The organism is Streptomyces sp. NPDC054847, from assembly GCF_053610925.1.
Genome location: NZ_JBSGZJ010000010.1, coordinates 1 through 15,700, shown reverse-complemented (window position 1 = coordinate 15,700; position 15,700 = coordinate 1). Strand labels below are relative to the sequence as shown.

The 15,700-nt window shown below is 69.2% G+C and carries 14 protein-coding genes and 2 pseudogenes; 7 read left to right on the top strand and 9 right to left on the bottom strand.

What is annotated here, in order from left to right; all coding sequences use genetic code 11:
* The first annotated feature begins 10 nt into the window (after window positions 1-10).
* From ACWGH4_RS02645 to ACWGH4_RS02625, 5 genes and pseudogenes are all read left to right on the top strand, one after another.
* Window positions 11-1,030, top strand: a complete 1,020-nt coding sequence (locus ACWGH4_RS02645; RefSeq protein ID WP_453454732.1) for an LLM class flavin-dependent oxidoreductase — start codon at window positions 11-13, stop codon at window positions 1,028-1,030.
* A gap of 295 nt (window positions 1,031-1,325) precedes the next feature.
* A pseudogene (locus ACWGH4_RS02640) lies at window positions 1,326-1,595 on the top strand (translocation protein TolB); the annotation flags it as partial.
* Between the two features lie 98 nt (window positions 1,596-1,693).
* On the top strand, window positions 1,694-2,200 hold the full coding sequence (locus tag ACWGH4_RS02635; RefSeq protein WP_453454683.1) for a serine/threonine-protein kinase: 507 nt from the start codon (window positions 1,694-1,696) through the stop codon (window positions 2,198-2,200).
* Between the two features lie 35 nt (window positions 2,201-2,235).
* On the top strand, window positions 2,236-3,492 hold the full coding sequence (locus ACWGH4_RS02630) for a DUF4328 domain-containing protein (RefSeq protein ID WP_453454681.1): 1,257 nt from the start codon (window positions 2,236-2,238) through the stop codon (window positions 3,490-3,492).
* A gap of 272 nt (window positions 3,493-3,764) precedes the next feature.
* Window positions 3,765-4,208 carry a hypothetical protein gene (locus tag ACWGH4_RS02625; RefSeq protein WP_453454679.1) on the top strand — a complete coding sequence of 148 codons (444 nt, stop codon included), beginning with the start codon at window positions 3,765-3,767 and terminating at the stop codon, window positions 4,206-4,208.
* A 188-nt stretch (window positions 4,209-4,396) separates the two neighbouring features.
* On the opposite strand, the pseudogene ACWGH4_RS02620 reads toward ACWGH4_RS02625, so the two are convergent.
* The 9 genes and pseudogenes from ACWGH4_RS02620 to ACWGH4_RS02580 form a co-directional block, all read right to left on the bottom strand.
* Window positions 4,397-4,728: pseudogene (locus tag ACWGH4_RS02620) on the bottom strand (telomere-associated protein Tap); the annotation flags it as partial.
* Window positions 4,729-4,961: 233 nt separating this feature from the next.
* The gene (locus ACWGH4_RS02615) at window positions 4,962-6,338 is read right to left on the bottom strand and encodes an LLM class flavin-dependent oxidoreductase (protein ID WP_453454677.1); all 1,377 of its coding nucleotides are present in this window, start codon (window positions 6,336-6,338) and stop codon (window positions 4,962-4,964) included.
* Window positions 6,322-7,125, bottom strand: coding sequence for an ABC transporter ATP-binding protein (locus tag ACWGH4_RS02610; RefSeq protein ID WP_453454675.1), 804 nt, complete (start codon window positions 7,123-7,125; stop codon window positions 6,322-6,324). The genes ACWGH4_RS02615 and ACWGH4_RS02610 overlap by 17 nt, the downstream gene beginning before the upstream one ends.
* A complete protein-coding gene (locus tag ACWGH4_RS02605; RefSeq protein WP_453454674.1) occupies window positions 7,101-8,012 on the bottom strand; it encodes an ABC transporter permease in 912 nt (303 codons plus the stop codon). The genes ACWGH4_RS02610 and ACWGH4_RS02605 overlap by 25 nt, the downstream gene beginning before the upstream one ends.
* Complete coding sequence (locus tag ACWGH4_RS02600) at window positions 8,009-9,073, bottom strand: ABC transporter substrate-binding protein (RefSeq protein WP_453454673.1); 1,065 nt, start codon at window positions 9,071-9,073, stop codon at window positions 8,009-8,011. The genes ACWGH4_RS02605 and ACWGH4_RS02600 overlap by 4 nt, the downstream gene beginning before the upstream one ends.
* 45 nt (window positions 9,074-9,118) lie before the next feature.
* Complete coding sequence (locus ACWGH4_RS02595) at window positions 9,119-9,622, bottom strand: flavin reductase family protein (RefSeq protein WP_453454671.1); 504 nt, start codon at window positions 9,620-9,622, stop codon at window positions 9,119-9,121.
* A gap of 510 nt (window positions 9,623-10,132) precedes the next feature.
* Complete coding sequence (locus tag ACWGH4_RS02590) at window positions 10,133-11,383, bottom strand: ROK family transcriptional regulator (protein ID WP_453454670.1); 1,251 nt, start codon at window positions 11,381-11,383, stop codon at window positions 10,133-10,135.
* A 33-nt stretch (window positions 11,384-11,416) separates the two neighbouring features.
* Window positions 11,417-12,121 carry a hypothetical protein gene (locus tag ACWGH4_RS02585; RefSeq protein ID WP_453454668.1) on the bottom strand — a complete coding sequence of 235 codons (705 nt, stop codon included), beginning with the start codon at window positions 12,119-12,121 and terminating at the stop codon, window positions 11,417-11,419.
* Window positions 12,122-12,286: 165 nt separating this feature from the next.
* Window positions 12,287-13,273: a LysR family transcriptional regulator gene (locus ACWGH4_RS02580; protein WP_453454667.1), complete on the bottom strand. Its 987-nt coding sequence runs from the start codon at window positions 13,271-13,273 to the stop codon at window positions 12,287-12,289.
* A 145-nt stretch (window positions 13,274-13,418) separates the two neighbouring features.
* Here ACWGH4_RS02580 and ACWGH4_RS02575 point away from each other — a divergent pair, with 145 nt between their 5' ends.
* Together ACWGH4_RS02575 and ACWGH4_RS02570 are read left to right on the top strand one after the other, a co-directional pair.
* Window positions 13,419-13,919: a cupin domain-containing protein gene (locus ACWGH4_RS02575; protein ID WP_453454665.1), complete on the top strand. Its 501-nt coding sequence runs from the start codon at window positions 13,419-13,421 to the stop codon at window positions 13,917-13,919.
* A 44-nt stretch (window positions 13,920-13,963) separates the two neighbouring features.
* Window positions 13,964-14,878 (top strand): NAD(P)-dependent oxidoreductase, encoded by a 915-nt coding sequence (locus tag ACWGH4_RS02570; RefSeq protein WP_453454664.1) that lies wholly within the window; start codon window positions 13,964-13,966, stop codon window positions 14,876-14,878.
* Window positions 14,879-15,700: the final 822 nt, after the last annotated feature.

Sequence of the window (15,700 nt, the reverse complement as noted above, 5' to 3'; positions counted from 1 at the left end):
GCGGCAGGCGCTGCGCTTCGCGCCCGATCCGCGTGAGCGCACGGCCGACCCTGACCACGTGGCACGCACCGCGCGGGAGAGCGAGGAGGACGGCTTCGACAGCGCCCTTGTGGTGCAGTCGAGTTCCTGGCCCGACCCCTGGCTGGTCGCCGCCTGGGCGCTGGCGGCCACCAACCGGCTCCGTGTCGTCGTCGCCCACCGGGCGGGCACGACGGCACCGACCGTCGCCGCTCGCTCGCTGGCCACCCTCGACCGGCTCTCCGGCGGCCGCGCCGCCGCCCATGTCATCGTCGGGTCCAGCGACGCCGATGTCCGGCGCGACGGCGACGGGCTCGGCAAGGCCGACCGCTACCGGCGGGCCGGGGAGTACTTGGACGTGTTCCGCCGCGCGCTGACGGAGCGCCAGAGCTTCGACCATGATGGGGAGTTCTACTCGTTACGGGACGCACTCTCCGGCCTGTATCCGCAGCCCCGAGGCGAACTGCTGTCGTTCGGCGGCTCATCACCCGAGGGACGCGAGCTCGCCGCCCGGCATGCCGAGGTGTACGCCATACCTCCGCTGCCGCTTCCCGCCACCCGGCGGACCATCGCCGAGATCCGGTCCGCGGCTGCCGCCCACGGTCGTTCCCTGCGGATCTGGCGGCATATCACGGTCGTGCTCGATACCACTGACGAGAAAGCCGTCGCCAGGGCCCGGCAGATCACCCAGGACGCGATGCGCCTCACCTCCGGTTCCGACGGTGCCCGGTGGACCGAAGCAGTCCAGCTCGACCGCGACCGGGAACGCGGGCGCGCCGACCCGGAGCAGGGCCGGGCGCAGGTCACCGCCTACATCCGCCGCTCTATCGCCGCCGCCTTCGTCGGCTCCCCGGAATCCGTCGCCGACCGCATCAGCCTGCTGCGGGCCGCAGGGGTGGACACCGTCCAGCTCGACATGGCTGTGGAGACGGACAGGGACCGGTCGCTCCGGCGTGCGCTGGTGGCACGGCTGCGGTGCCCGGAGCAAGCGGGCCGCCGGCGCGGCTGGTGACGTCCGGCTCCACCATGCGCCGTGATCCTCCGGGGACTTGCCCTCACGGTCCGCACTCGCGCGGTCGGACGCGTGGGCACTGTTGCCCTTCCCTTCCGGACTGCCGCTGCTCCTGGAACCCGTCTCTCTGGTGCCGCCTCGATCCAATGATCACGGGCCCGACCAGGTGGAGTGGAGCAAGTCTGTCGCGCGATCAAGACGCTCCGGTGGGGGCGGCGTTGCGCCTGCAGCCATTCACGAGTTGGTCCGGAGGAGTTCTTCCTGGGGCTCGGCTGCAGCTTTCGGCGGCACTCTCATGCACGGAGCCGCTCATGCGGCCCCTGCCCAGAACGGCCCAGCCCGTACGGCTCGCTGGGTGCGGCCGACGCCAACGGCATCCAGCTCCCCAGCGGTGTTTCACCAGCCGGGTGATCGCCCGGTCCGGCCAGAACGTCACCGGCACCTCCTGCACCTGGCACAACGCACCTGACGGCGGTGCCTGCTACAGCGACGGCACGGGCTGGATCTACGTGTCCAACTCGGAGATCAACCCGTCGGCGGCGCGAGCGCCGTCAAGTTCAGCTCCTGCCCCCCCCCCGGCTGGCCGATCATCCAATTCCTATGAAGAGCGAAGGCTAGCCTTGGTGCGCCGTAGTGATGTTCACGGGGAGGGAGTCATCAGCGGTGCAGCCTCTGCAGGGACAGGACCCTGATCGGATCGCGGACTACCGGCTCATCGGCAGGCTCGGGGAAGGCGGCATGGGCGTCGTCTATTTGGCCCGCTCCCCGCGTGGCCGGATGGTGGCGGTGAAGACGATCCGCACGGAACTGGCGGCAACCCCGGACTTCCGGCTCCGGTTCGCCAAGGAGACCGACCTCGCCCGGCAGGTCGGCGGGGCGTGGACGGCAGCCGTGCTGGACGCCGACCCCGACGCGGAACTCCCCTGGGTCGCCACCGCGTACGTCGCCGGGCCGACCCTGCACCAGGTGGTGGCCGAGCAGCACGGGCCTTTGCCGGAGCGCTCGGTGCGCGGTCTGGCTTCCGGCCTGTGCCAGGCCCTCGGTGACATCCACGCCGCAGGTCTCGTCCACCGCGACCTGAAGCCGTCGAACGTCATGGTCACCATCGACGGGCTCAAGGTGATCGACTTCGGTATCGCCCGCGCCCTGGACTCCACCACAGGGGCCTGACCTCCACCGGAGTGGTGGTCGGCTCACCCGGCTTCATGTCACCCGAGCAGATCCGGGGCGAGAGACTGACCGAGGCGAGCGACATCTTCTCGCTGGGAACGGTGCTGGCTTTCGCCGCCTCCGGACGGCTGCCGTTCAACGCTACCGAGGGCCAGTTGCATGCCCAGATGTACCGGGTGGTGCACGAGCCGCCGGATCTCGTCGGCGTGCCGGAGCCGCTGCTGGGGCTGATCAAGGACTGTCTGGCCAAGAACCCTGCCGACCGGCCGTCCCTGGCCGAGTTGCGGGAGAGGGAAGAGACGCAGTACCGCTCGCTGGTGCCGTGGCTGCCGCCGGAGGTCCTGGCCCGGCTGGGGCAAGAAGCGGTGCAGCTCCTCGATCAGGAGGACCCTCGCACTCGGATGGCCCCCGGCGCACAGGCGGATGCTGAGGCGATGGCCGCGGCCGCCCTGCCCGAACCGTCCACCGCGCCGCTGACCGTGCCCGCCGGCGACGCCGCGGCCCGCGACGCCAATGGCAACGGCAACGGCAACGGTCAGGCGGGGGCGCCCAAGCTGCGGCTCGCCGACGAACGCCGCCGCGCACGCGGCCGCGAGACCCCGGCCGACGGGTACCGAGCCGCTGTCTACGGGCTCCTCGCCCTCGTCGCCCTGACCTCCGTACTCACGGTCATCCACCAGCTCGTCGTTGCCTCCGACCTGGGCCGCCTGTACGACGACCCTCGCCCGAAAGCAGGCGAGCTTTGGGAGGAAATGTTCTTCGTGGATAATTGGGGCAGCCCCGCCTACCACCTCCTGTGGAGCGCCCAGCTCTTCTTTGGCGCAGCCCTGTTGGTGTGCTGGCTCATCTGGTTCGCCCGCGTACGGGTCACCGCCGAGAAGTTCGCGCCGGGCCGCCTGCGGTACCGCCCCTCCATGGCGGTGATCGGCTGGTTCATCCCCATCGCGAACCTCTTCCTCCCCAAGCAGATCGCCAACGACGTCTGGCATGCCTCCAGCCCGCCCGGCCACAGCTACGGATCCGCCCCGGCCCATGCGCTGAACGCTTGGTGGGCGCTGTGGCTGCCCACCTTCCTGACCTGGCCCCTCTTCTGGACCCCTTGGATGGCTCTGCTCCGGGAGCGGATCGAATTCTCGGATGACGGGAACCTGCGCACCCTCTACGGGTACGAATTCCTGCCGGAAACCTGGATCAGCCTCATCCTGCACGTGCTCGTTGTACCGGCATCCGCCGCCGCAGCGCTCTACGTCCATCGGCTGACCGCCATGCAGGCCGCCAAACTCAACAGCTGACCACTCGGCACGCCGCTCATCCGCATGCCGACGGTGTGATGGTCGTGCGGCGGCCGCCCATCATGCAGCGGGACTGGCTCCGGACCACCGCTCTCACGGAATGTGTGCCAGAACCGGGTTGGGTTCTGGCACAGGTTCCGTGCAGCAGTGACTGAGCGTTGCGCCTCGGGAGGTAGTTGCCTCGCTGGTCAGGGCTGGATTTGGTCCGGCCCTACGAGGTTAGGGTGCTGATTCACGAACGGAGGAGAGCTGGCGTGCATGACAGACCGCGTATGGAGGAAGCCCTTGATGTCCTGCGTGCCGAGCTGGAGGTCGGGCGATCGACGAAGACCGAGTTGACTACTCGGGCTGCATGGCTGGCCTTCATGCGATTTGCGCGGCAGCGCTTTGCCACCGCGCCCAGCCCCGACTCAGACGGCTTGCTCTTCCAGTACGGCACGTACGCCTTCAGCGGGCGACCGATGTTTACTGTGGACCTCACGCGACAGTTCGGCATCAGTGACGACGAGGGTGAGCACGAGCACTACGTACAGGTTCACTGCGAACTTCGCTACGAGTGCGAACCCGTCCTGAATGCCCTGGGAAGCTTCGATTCCTGGTTCTTCCACGACGCCAATGCGGACCTCGACGAGTGGCTCGCCGCCATGGAGAGGCACCTCGAACTGTTGCTTGCTCGCAGGCCCTCCGAGATCGATGTGTACGAGGAGCCGGTATAGGCCGTCACGCCAGCAGCACTCGCTTGCGTAGGAGATCCGCGCGGCCTGGCGGTCACCAGCTGCGGTGAGGTGCGCTTCTTGTGCAGGTAGGCGCGCACGCGCTGGTAGCTGCCTTTGTAGCCGGGCTACTGAAATACCGGCGGGCCTGCCGGTACGCGGGGCCGCACTCGCGCAGTTTGATGCGCCGCCTTGGAGATGACGGCCGCGCGGATGTCCGGCCGCCAGGTGGGCCGGCCAAGGGCGGGCCACGACTGGACGGGCCGCCAGCCGCCGCCGCGGGGCCGCTCACGGAGCTTGCCGATGCCGCCCTTGACGGTGGCCTTGATGGCCATCAGGACGATCGCCATCTGCGGGTCGTTCTGTTTGTGGCCGTCCATCGCGGCGAGGAACTCGTGCGGGCTCATGCCGCTGCTGACGCCGAGGTCGGCCATGTAGGCGTCGCGCCGACCCGGTTGGACCAGTCGTCCAAGCGGCCGTTGTCCGGCCGAACATAGGCCTCGATCGGTGTCACTGCGTGTCCTCTTTACTGAAGGTGCCTAGCCTCAATGATGTGTGCACGATCGGCGCTACTGGATCTGGAGAAGCTTCCACGGCGGGTGTCTCTCGCCCCGTCAGCGGGGACCGGTCTGGGTCACGCCACCGTGCGACGTCTCTCAGCTGCCGCCGAGTCGACACCGGCGGACGGCCCGGCTTGATACCGCGCGGCAGCAACGGCTCAAGCCGGGCCCACTGGCCACCGTCAATCCCCAGGCCCTACGACACGCGATCATGAACGGTGGCCGGAGTCACGTCCACGGCGTCGAACAGGCGGTTGGCCGGGCGCGGCAGACCGTAGTGCTCGCGCAGTGTCGTGCCGGTGTACTCGGTGCGGAACAGTCCGCGCTCCTGGAGGATTGGTACGACGCGGTCGACGAAGGCTTCGAGCCCGGACGGCAGAACGGCGGGCATGATGTTGAAACCGTCCGCCGCACCGCTTTCGTACCAGTGCTCGATGGTGTCGGCGACCTGCTCCGCGGTGCCTGCGAAGGTGCGGTGGCCGCGGCCGCCGCCGAGGCGTCCGATGAGCTGCCGTACGGTCAGCCGCTCGCGCCGGGCCAACTCCACAATGAGTGTGTAGCGGCTCTTGGCGCCCTCGATCTCCTCCTCGGTGGGGATGTCGTCGGGGAGTTCGGCGTCCAGGTCGAGGTCCTCGGGCGCGATGCGCAGCCGCTGTGCGAGCTGGTGCTTGGCGTACTCGGGGACGATGAGCCGGTCCAGCTCGGCGTCGAGTTCACGGGCCTCGGCCTCGGTGTCGCCGATGACGGGCACGATGCCGGGCAGGATCTTGATGTCGTCGGGGTCGCGGCCGATGGCGAGGGCGCGCTGCTTGACGTCCTTGTAGAAGGCGGTGCCCTCCTCGAGGGTCTGCTGGGCGGTGAACACCGCCTCCGCGTAGCGCGCCGCGAAGTCTTTTCCGTCGTGGCTGGAGCCGGCCTGCACGAGCAGGGGGTAGCCCTGCGGGGAGCGCTCCACATTCAGCGGTCCGTCGACGCGGAAGAACTCGCCCCGGTGGTCGATGCGCCGGACCCGGTCGGCCCTGGCGTGGATCCCGCGCTCCTTGTCGGCCACGACCGCGTCGTCGGCCCAGCTGTCCCAGAGTTTGGTGGCGACGTCGACGAACTCGGCTGCCCGCCGGTAGCGCTCGCGGTGCAGCGGTGTGTCGTCGAGGCCGAAGTTGCGGGCGGCGTCGGCTCCGGCCGTTGTGACGATGTTCCAGCCGGCCCGGCCGTTCGAGACATGGTCGAGGGAGGCGAATCGCCGGGCGAGGTTGTACGGCTCGTTGTAGCTGGTGGAGGCGGTGGCGATGAGACCGATGCGGCGGGTGGCGCCGGCCAGCGCGGTCAGCAGGACGGTGGGCTCCAGCTTGCTCACGGGGCGGCGGCCGGGGTCGCCCTGCTGCACGGGGCTGTCCGCGAGGAACACCGAGTCCAGCTTCCCCCGTTCGGCGATGCGGGCCAGATTCGTGAAGTGCTCGATACCGGTCCCGGCACGCGCCGGACTTTCGGGCAGCCGCCAGGCGGCCTCGTGGTGCCCTAGTGACATCAGGAAGGCATTGAGGTGGAGATGCTTGCGGTCAGGCGCGCGGGACATGGGAGTGGTCCTCCTGGTGAGGGGCGGTGGATTGTGGGCGCTCCGTAACGCCGAGGGCGGCGAGCAGACTGTCGCGGTATTCCTGGAAGCGCGGGTCGCGCCGGCTGCGGGGTGTGGGGAGGTCGACGGCGAGATCGACGGAGATCCGGCCCTCGTCCAGGACGAGGACCCGGTCGGCGAGCTCCACTGCCTCGTCGACGTCGTGGGTGACGAGCAGGACGGCAGGGCGGTGGCGTTCGTAGAGTTCGCGCAGCAGGCCGTGCATCTTGATCCGGGTCAGCGCGTCGAGCGCCCCGAACGGCTCGTCCGCCAGCAGCAGTTCGGGCTCGCGGACGAGGGCGCGGGCGAGGGCGGCACGCTGCTGTTCGCCGCCGGACAGCTCATGCGGCCACGAGCGCTCCCGGCCTGCGAGGCCGACCTCGACGAGCGCGGTAATGCCCCGCTCCCGGGCGCCGGAGCCGCGCAGGCCGAGGGTCACGTTGTCCAGGACGCGCAGCCAGGGCAGCAGCCGGGAGTCCTGGAAGGAGAGCGAGACCCGCTCGGGGACGGTCAGCCGGCCCGATCCCTCGACGCCGTGGTCGAGACCGGCAACGGCGCGCAGCAGGGTCGATTTGCCGGAGCCGCTGCGGCCGAGGAGTGCGGTGAACTCACCGGGCGCGAGGGCCAGGTCGAGCTCTTTGAGAATGGTCCGGTCGCCGAAGCGGCGGATCAGTCGAGTGGTGCGCACTGCGGCCGGTGCAGCGGGTGCGGGACGGTCCTTCGTCAGCCCGCCAGGGTGCGTCGCCATGACAGGGCCCTCCGCTCGATCGCTCGTACCAGGGCGTCGGAGGCGAATCCGAAGATCCCGTACGCCACCAGGCCGACGATGATCACGTCGGACTGGGCGTACTGCTGGGCCTGGAACATCATGTAGCCGATGCCGCTGGTGGCGTTGATCTGCTCGACGACGATCAAACCCAGCCAGGAGGCGGTGACGCCGAGGCGCAGCCCCACGAAGAAGCCGGGCAGGGAGCCGGGCAGGACGACCTTGCTCAGGAACCGGCGGCGGCTCAGCCCGAGGACCTCGGCGAGCTCCACATGGCGGCTGTCGATGCTCGTGAGCGAGGCGTAGGTGTTGATGTACATGTTCACGGCGACACCGAGCGCGATGACCGTGACCTTCATCTGTTCGCCGATGCCGAGCCAGAGGATGAGCAGGGGCAGCATCGCCAGCGACGGGATGGCGCGCTTGATCTGGAGCGGGCCGTCGACCAGGTACTCGCCGGTGCGGCTCAGTCCGGCGACCACGGCGAGTGTGACACCCGCGGCGACACCGAACAGCAGGCCGAGACCGGCGCGTTGCAGGGATATGAGCACGTTGCCCTGGAGCCGGCCGTCGGCGACCAGGTCTGCGGCCGTTGCCAGGACGGATCCGGGTCCTGACAGGATGCGCGGGTCGAGGAAGCCTCCGGCGGACGCGGCCCACCAGACGGCGATGAGCAGTGCGGGGCCCAGGAGCCTGCCGAAGCGTATGCCGCGGCCCGGCCCGAGGCGCCGTCCGCGGCGGCGGCCGGCCGGGCGGCGTCCGACGGCGGTGACAGCGCCGGCCGGTGGTGGACCGGCCGCGCCGGGAGGCGCGGGGGGCTCGGCGACGGCTACCGGTGCCGTGCGGACGTCGGCCAGTGCCTCTGTCATGATCCCTCCCGGTACGGGGCCGTCACGGCAGCGGCTGCGATGCCCTCGAAGCGCCGGTCGAACAGGGAAGCGGCGTCGAGCTTCGGCACGAAGCCGCCCTCGGCGAGCAGGTCGGCGGTCTCCTGCTCCCAGGCCACGGCCGTCTTCCAGGAGGCCGGGAACCGCGGCTTCGAGAGGGAGTCGACGATGCGCCGGCCGTCGGCCCTGCTGACGCCCTGGTCCTTGACGTAGTAGGCGTCGATCCAACGTCCGGAGTTCTCCCATGCCCACACCTGGCCCTTGGCCCACAGCTCCACGAAGCTGCGCACGGCGGCGGCCTTCGCCGGGTCGTTCAGCACCTCGACGGGGGCCCAGAGCACGGTGAGCAGATCGACGACGTCGGTGCGCACACCGCGAGCACCGTCCTTGGTGTACTGACTCAGGTACTTGGTCAGCGTCGGTTCGCCCAGCGGCGCCACGTCGACCTGCTTGGACTGGAGCGCGGTGAGGAACTGGGTGCTCGGCAGCTCGACGAGGTCGACGTCCTCGTGCGCGATCCCTGCCTTCTTGAGGGCACGCAGCACGACCACGCCTTGGGCCTGGCCCTGGGAGAAGCCGATCTTCTTGCCCCTGAAGTCCTCGACGCCTCTGATCGACGAGCCGGGCGCGGTGGCGAACACGTACGAGGGATGGTTGCGGACCTGTACGGCGACGATTCTGGCCTTGACGCCGATGGCCTCGGCCTGGATCGGCGGAATTCCCGCATTGCTCGCGAGGTCGATGGACCGTGCCCGGAATCCCTGGATGATGTCGGGGCCGGCGGTGAGGTTGGGCCATTGGGAGACTTTGAAGGGCAGCCTCCTGCCGAGCCCGGATTCGGCGAACTGAATACGGGACGTGCGCACGGCGACGGTCAGTGACGTGCCGGCCGGCGGCGGACCCGTGGGGAGTTCTGCGGCAGGCTCGGAATGAGCGGCGTTGGTGGCCTGGGGCGCGCATCCGGCGACGGCCAAGACGGTGCCACCGGCGAGGGCGAGAAATCCTCTGCGCCCAAGGTGCGGATATGAAGAAGGGGAAGGCATGGCTGTTCCTGGTCTGGTGACGGGGCGTCGACTGCTCGTCGCCGGTCAGATCGAGTGGTAGGCGCCGTCGTGGAACAGCAGTGGCCTGCGGGCCTCGTCCAACCACGCGTCGACGACACGCGCCACGACGATGCGGTGGTCGCCTGCGGGGACGAACTGTTCGACGGCGAGCCGCAGCCAGCCGGTGACACCGTCCAGCACCGGGTCGCCCTGCGGCAGGCGCCGCCAGCGGGTCGGGGCCGCGAACCGGTCGACGCCGCTGGTCGCGAAGGTCCGGGCCAGCTCCTCCTGTTCCGCGCCGAGGAAGTTGACGACCGCGGAGTCGGCCTGCTCGATGTGCGGCCAGGAGGATGAGCGGGTCGCGATACCGAAGGAGACCAGCGGAGGCTCGAGGGACAGCGAGGTGAGTGAGGTGGCGGTGAAGCCGACGGGGCCGGCGCCGGTGTCGGCGGTGATGACGACGACACCGGCCGGGTAGGAGCGGAATGCCTTCCTGAAGCGTGTGGGCGCGAGGCCGGACGCCGGGTCCGAGGACACAGAGACAGTCATGTTTCCCTCAGGGTGAGGAGGCGGGCCGCGGCAGCGCCGGAATGCGGCGGACAGCAGCGCCGGGAATCGGATCGAGGCAGAAAAGGGCATGGTGGAGTACGACTCTGTACAACACCTGCTCAGCGGCATCGGTGGATCACCGTGACGTACCGGAAGTCTTTCGGTACGCCGAAGGGAGGCACCGGTGTTCGGTAGACGGACTGACGGCGCGCCATGGCCGCGACCAGAGAATTACCGGCTTGCTCGACAGCAACAACAGGAGCGCCGGATTCGAGCTTCTGCCGGCCGGATCACACAACGGTGTCGCGCCACGTCGGGCGCGTACCGTCGAATCCCCTGCGGGCTGCTCATGAATCCATCATCCCGTTCCGCGTCAGGGCCGGTCAACAATGCAACTTTCTGAATTAAGTCGAATTCCCGGGCGGTGCACGGCGGTTGCGCCCAGAAGGGCACGGCACCGCGGTTCATGGCAGAGGGGTTCCTGACGCTGGGCTTCGCGACGCGGGCGTTTCATGACACGGCGGGCAGCGCCGGCCACGGCCCCAGCGGGTCGTCGTGCAGGGCACCCAGCGCAACCGCAGCGCCGGCCGTTGCGAGTACGGAGCCCGTGAAGCTGCTGGGCACCACGGACCGCTCGGCGTCGTCGCACACGAGGGAGCGCCGGCCTACTTCCGCCCGCAACTCCGCCATGCATCCGGGCAACCGGCCGGTGCCGGGTTCGACGACGACCAGCACCTCGGGGTCGAACATGTCGAGCAGGACGGCCGCCGCCTTGCCGACGAGGCGGGCACGTTCTCGGAACAGTTCCCCTGCGGCCGGATCACCGCCGACGGCGCGGTCCAGCAGCGCGGCGAACGACGGAACAGGCAGGCCCTGTTCGGCCGCGCGCCGGACCATGGCCGGTTCCGAGACCTGCGACTGGAGGCAACCTGCCGTGCCGCAGGTGCAGGACGCGGCTGCGCCGCTCGAGCCGACAGGGAGATGAGCCACGTTGCCCGCCCCGAAGCGGGGGCCCTGGTGTACACCGCCCGCCGTGACGAACGCGGCGTCGACGACATTGCCGATGAAGAGCACGACGGCACTGGCCCGGGTGGCTGCCTCTCCGACGAGCTGCTCGGCACGTGCGAGTGATCGCGAGTGGCTGTCGACGTGCACAGGAAGTCCCGTCGCATGGGCGAGTTCGTCCCGCACCGGCACGCCACGCCAACCGAGTTGGGGGTGGTGCACCACGACCCCCGCGGCGGGATCCACCCAGTGCCCGGTGGCGACGCCCAGTGCCAGGGCGGTCCTGTCCGTGCCGTGTGCGGACAGCAGGCGGGCGAGTCCGGCTGCCGCGCCTGCGATTACCTGGCTGGGTTCCGTGGTTTCGTGCGGCTCCCTGTTCGCCGCGACGATCCGCCCGGTCAGGTCCATCAGCGAAAGCGTCGTGTGGGTCACCGCGATGTGCGCACCGGCGAGGAGGTAACGGCCGGTGTCGACCTCGACGGGTATGTGCGGGCGGCCCAGCCCTCGGGGTCCGGCCGTCTCCGGGCCTTCCCTGACAAGTCCTCTGGTGATCAGCGCGCCACAGTGGGCGCTGACTGAGGCGGGTGACAGCCCGGTGAGCCGGGCGATGGTGCTGCGTGCGACGGGGCCGTGATCGAGAATCGCGCCGAGTACGGCACCGGTGCCGGATGCACGACGCAGGGGCGTCGCCGCGGGCCGTATGTCGGAGCGGCGCAGCGGAGCGGGGTAGTTGGCGGACGTCGTAGGTCTGTCCACGAGGGGGCCTTCCAGATCCTGGGCGGTGGTGCGTCATGCCGAATGAGCCCGGGAGGCGACCGATTCCAGGATCCGACGGTCAGGGCAGGGGCATACGCGGAGAGCTCCGTGCGAGGAGCGCTGATTCACCAGTACGCGAGAACGCTGCGGAATTCGAGTGGCCGCCAGGAGGCAGGGCCGGGTCGAAGGGTCCGCGGAGCGGTCGCCGACGGTCAGGACCTCCGACACGCTGCCGAGCAGACACGCTTCAGGTCGACATGACCTCGTGTCGTCAGAAACGCGGATCGGTGCATGGCGCGCAACATAACCGGGGCGGCGCAAGTCGGTCAAACAGGCGCCCGCATCATGGACGTGGTTCAAAGCCCGCCCCGCTATCACCACTCCGGCAGCCTGCAGCCAGGCGACTTCCCGAGCCTGGGCTCGGGCCGAGCGCAAAGAAGCCAGCGCCCGCTCGTCAACGTCGGCGAGCATCCGCCAGGCCGTCGGTGTCGAAGCGATGGGGCCGAACACCTCGGCCTGGTCACGCAGTACGGCCAGATCTGTGATGGTCTCGCCGCCATCGGCGAGCATCACCGCGAGATCGGTGGCAATCCTGCCGGGATCATGTCCGGTCCCGCGCGGGCGAAGCGAGCGCAACGCGGTGGAATATGCGCTGGTCAGCCCGGTGGCATCGGCAAGATCTGCCAGCAACCGTGCCCCGGCATGACCCGACCACACCCCAGCCATCAGTACTGACATGAACCCGGGGACGCAAGATAGCCTGCACGTAGAAAGTGCCCTCCGCTTGGACCGACAGAACCTCTCAGCAAGGCTCATCGTCCCAGGTCAGGAAGGCACTTTCGTATTTCTGCCCCATCACCCGCCATACCCAAGCGAAACGGCGTGGCCAATTCCTGATAGACCCTATCGACGCCCCACTGGCGCCGTGGTGTGCAGCGCCTCCAGAAAGGCCCGTACGCGGGCACTCGTGCCGTGCTTCGGCCAGATGGGGGCGAAGCGGCAGGGGAGGGATTCCTCGATCGGTACCCAGGTGACGCCGGGAGTGGAGTAGTGGGATTCGGCTTCGGTGCAGGCGAGCGAGACACCCTCGCCCGCGGCGACGAGGAAGGGGATTTCCTGCCAGGAGATCGCCGCGTGGCCTTGTGGGATCAGGCGTCCGGAGGGCGTCCGGCGCGGGAAGTTGTAGTCGAGCCAGTGCTGGGGGACCGCGCCGCCGATGGTCAGCAGGGTTTCATGGGTGAGGTCTTCGAGTGAGACCGTCTCGCGTCGGGCCAGAGGGTGGGAGCTGGAGACCATGAGGGCCCGCTCGGAGGAGTAGAGCACGGGTCCGGCGACGAGGTCCGGCTCGTCCACGGGCAGTTCGGTGACCTGGAGGTTCACCTGCTCGCTGCGCAGTGGTCCGTAGGGATCGGAGAGCTGGATCTCCTGGATCGTCACATCGCAGTCCGGATAGGCCGTGCGGAACTTCTGAATGGTTTTGAGCAGCAGGTTGGCGGCCATCGAACTGGAATAGCCGATCCGCAGGGAGCCGGTGACGCCGCGCCCCGCGGCGACCGCGCGGGCGAGCGCCTCACTGATGATCCGCTGCGCGGGCAGGAGGTCGTCGCGGAGCCGTTCGCCGACCGGGGTGAGGGTGACGCGACGGCTGGTGCGCTCGAACAGCGGCACCCCGACCCGGCGCTCCAGTGTCTGGATGACCTGGCTGATCCGTCCGGCCGACAGACCCAGGCGGTGGGCGGTGCGCCCGAAGTGCAGTTCCTCGGCCAGCGTCAGGAAAGCCTCCAGCTCCTGTCGCTCCATGCTCCCCGCCCCCCGATTGCTTAGCCGCACTGCACGGTACTTCAGCGGATCGGTGTTGTTCCAGGTCACGGCGGTGGCGAAGCTGGTCACGTCTTCAGCCGTACGAACAAGGAGCGCTGCAGGGGGCTCAGGGGCTGTGCATGCTGCCCTTGGCCCTGGCCGGCCACCACGGCCGGTCAGAGGCCGTTAGTGGTCGGCGACCAGGTCGGCGCCACGCACCCCGAAAGGAATCCCCATGTCCTACCCCGACCCTCGCTATTTCGGTGAACACGGCGAGGTCAGCGCCGGTTTCCGGCCCGCGAGCACCGCGCCTGACTTCGTCGCGAAGCCCACCGACCCCGCCGTCTCGCAGGGCACCGCGTTCCACTACCTGTCCACCACGCTCTCGACCAACGGCGAGTACGGCCTCTACCGGGTGGACATGGGGCCGGAGGCCAGTGGGCCGAGCACGCACTTCCACAGGGCGATGTCGGAGTCGTTCTTCATCCTGTCCGGCACCATGCGGCTGTTCGACGGCCGCCGCTGGGTCGACGCAACTTCCGGCGACTACCTGTACGTGCCGGTCGGTAGCCTGCACGCCTTCCGCAACGAGTCCGGCGAACCCGCCTCCATGCTCATGCTCTTCGCGCCCGGCGCACCCCGCGAGGACTACTTCGAGGGCGTCACCGAGCTGGCAGGACTCAGCGAGGAGGAGCGCGCGGAGTTCTTCGTCCGCCACGACAGCTTCTTCGTCTGATTCCTCGTTCTGCTTCCTCGTTCTGACTGTCAGGAGGTCCCCCCATGACCACAGCAACGGACACCAACAACCCCACGGCCGCCGAAGCGCGCCCCGTCACCGTGCTCGGCCTCGGCGCCATGGGCTCGGCGATCGCCAGGACATTCCTTGAACACGGGCACCCCACCACCGTCTGGAACCGCACCGCGGCCAAGGCCGCCCCCTTGACCGACGCAGGCGCCACCACCGCCCCCACCGCCGCGGAGGCGGTCGCGGCCAGCCCGCTCGTGGTGGTCGCCCTGCTCGACGGCACCGCGGTCGAGCAGGTGCTGACCTCCGTCGGCACCGCGATCACCGGCCGCACACTGGTCAACCTCACCAGCGGCTCGCCCTCCCAGGCCCGCGCCAATGAGCGCCGGGCGCGCGACCACGGCGCCGCCGGATACCTCGACGGCAAGGTCATGGGAGACCCGCCCTACGTGGGCACCCCGAACATCCTCTTCGCCTTCAGTGGCTCCGGCAGCGCCTTCGCCGCCCACGAGGCCACCCTGCGGGAACTGGGCACCGTCACCTACCACGGCGAGGAACCCGGCGCCGCCGCCGTCGAGTTCCTGGCCCAGGTCGCCACCTCCTACGAACTGCTCATCGGCTACCTGCACACCCTCCGCCTGCTCCGCGCGGAGGGGGCCGACCTGGCCGGATTCACCGAGCGGTTCGGCGCCTCCCTGGCCGTCTTCCCGGCACTGCTGACCTCGATGGCCCAAGCGGTCGAGAGCGGGAAGTACGGGCCGGACCTCGGCTCGCTCGACGTCCAGGCGGCGCTGATGGACGACTTGATCGGCCACCGCGAGTCCCTCGGCGTGGAGGCCGTGCGGATGCGAGAGGTCAAGAAACTGATGGACCGCCGCATCGCAGACGGCCATGGCGACCAGGGCTTCTCCAGCCTGTTCGAGCTGCTGGCACCGCAGGGCGCGGCATAGGCCAGACACCGCCCGCACGGCCAGAACATGCTGCCCGAGGGAGAGAGCCTCTGTCTGGCGGCCTGCCACGGCCTCCAAGAGCCGCCCGCACAGGCGGTAAGAGCGAACGAGATGGACGGAAACCGTCGTCCTCGACGGCCAGGAACACCAAGTCAAACTCGGCACCTGGATCTCCAACCCCAAGACCCGCCGCGACAAGCTGAACGACAACCAACGAGTCGCACTCGCCGAACTCGAAGTCGAGTGGGCATGACACCGAAGAACGCCCCCCGTCTGTCCGCGACGTCGTGAACCTGGCCCAGACCGGGCAACTGGAGCGGACCGGGCCGGACGGGCGGCCGTCCAATGGCGCCGCAGCCACGACGACTTTGCCTCCCCCTCGGCGGCATGGCCCGCGGACGTTCCCTGCACAGTCTCGATTGCTCCGATTTATTGATAATCGGCGCGTTACGGCGGGGGTGGCGATGGATCAACTGCACACGGGTCAAGGTTGCTGCTGCTGGGCTCGGGAACGTGCCCGATCCCGTTGAACGAGGAGTAGGTTCATGAGCCCTGAGTACAGGACCGGATCCCGCCTGGGACCGCTGCCCCGGCTAGACAAGTGGATTACCGGTGCCTCGCTCACCTCGCTCGTCCTGGTTCTGGCAGCGGGTGTGGCAGGCCCAGCCGCAGCTTCAGCCGCACACACTTTTGGCACACACGTGAGCGTGCCGAGCCACGCAGGTGGCGACGAGTGCAGGGACAAGCCGACCTACGGCGATGGCGATGGCGACTGTCACGCCGGCGCAACCGGCGCAACCGGGGCAACCGGGCCTGCCGGAC

Excerpts from the sequence above, each read along its gene's own strand:
- ACWGH4_RS02630 (WP_453454681.1), top strand. The coding sequence starts at position 2,236 with ATGTCACCCGAGCAGATCCGGGGCGAGAGACTGACCGAGGCGAGCGAC.
- ACWGH4_RS02625 (WP_453454679.1), top strand. The coding sequence starts at position 3,765 with ATGGAGGAAGCCCTTGATGTCCTGCGTGCCGAGCTGGAGGTCGGGCGA.
- ACWGH4_RS02615 (WP_453454677.1), bottom strand. The coding sequence starts at position 6,338 with ATGTCCCGCGCGCCTGACCGCAAGCATCTCCACCTCAATGCCTTCCTG.
- ACWGH4_RS02610 (WP_453454675.1), bottom strand. The coding sequence starts at position 7,125 with ATGGCGACGCACCCTGGCGGGCTGACGAAGGACCGTCCCGCACCCGCT.
- ACWGH4_RS02605 (WP_453454674.1), bottom strand. The coding sequence starts at position 8,012 with ATGACAGAGGCACTGGCCGACGTCCGCACGGCACCGGTAGCCGTCGCC.
- ACWGH4_RS02600 (WP_453454673.1), bottom strand. The coding sequence starts at position 9,073 with ATGCCTTCCCCTTCTTCATATCCGCACCTTGGGCGCAGAGGATTTCTC.
- ACWGH4_RS02595 (WP_453454671.1), bottom strand. The coding sequence starts at position 9,622 with ATGACTGTCTCTGTGTCCTCGGACCCGGCGTCCGGCCTCGCGCCCACA.
- ACWGH4_RS02585 (WP_453454668.1), bottom strand. The coding sequence starts at position 12,121 with ATGTCAGTACTGATGGCTGGGGTGTGGTCGGGTCATGCCGGGGCACGG.
- ACWGH4_RS02575 (WP_453454665.1), top strand. The coding sequence starts at position 13,419 with ATGTCCTACCCCGACCCTCGCTATTTCGGTGAACACGGCGAGGTCAGC.
- ACWGH4_RS02570 (WP_453454664.1), top strand. The coding sequence starts at position 13,964 with ATGACCACAGCAACGGACACCAACAACCCCACGGCCGCCGAAGCGCGC.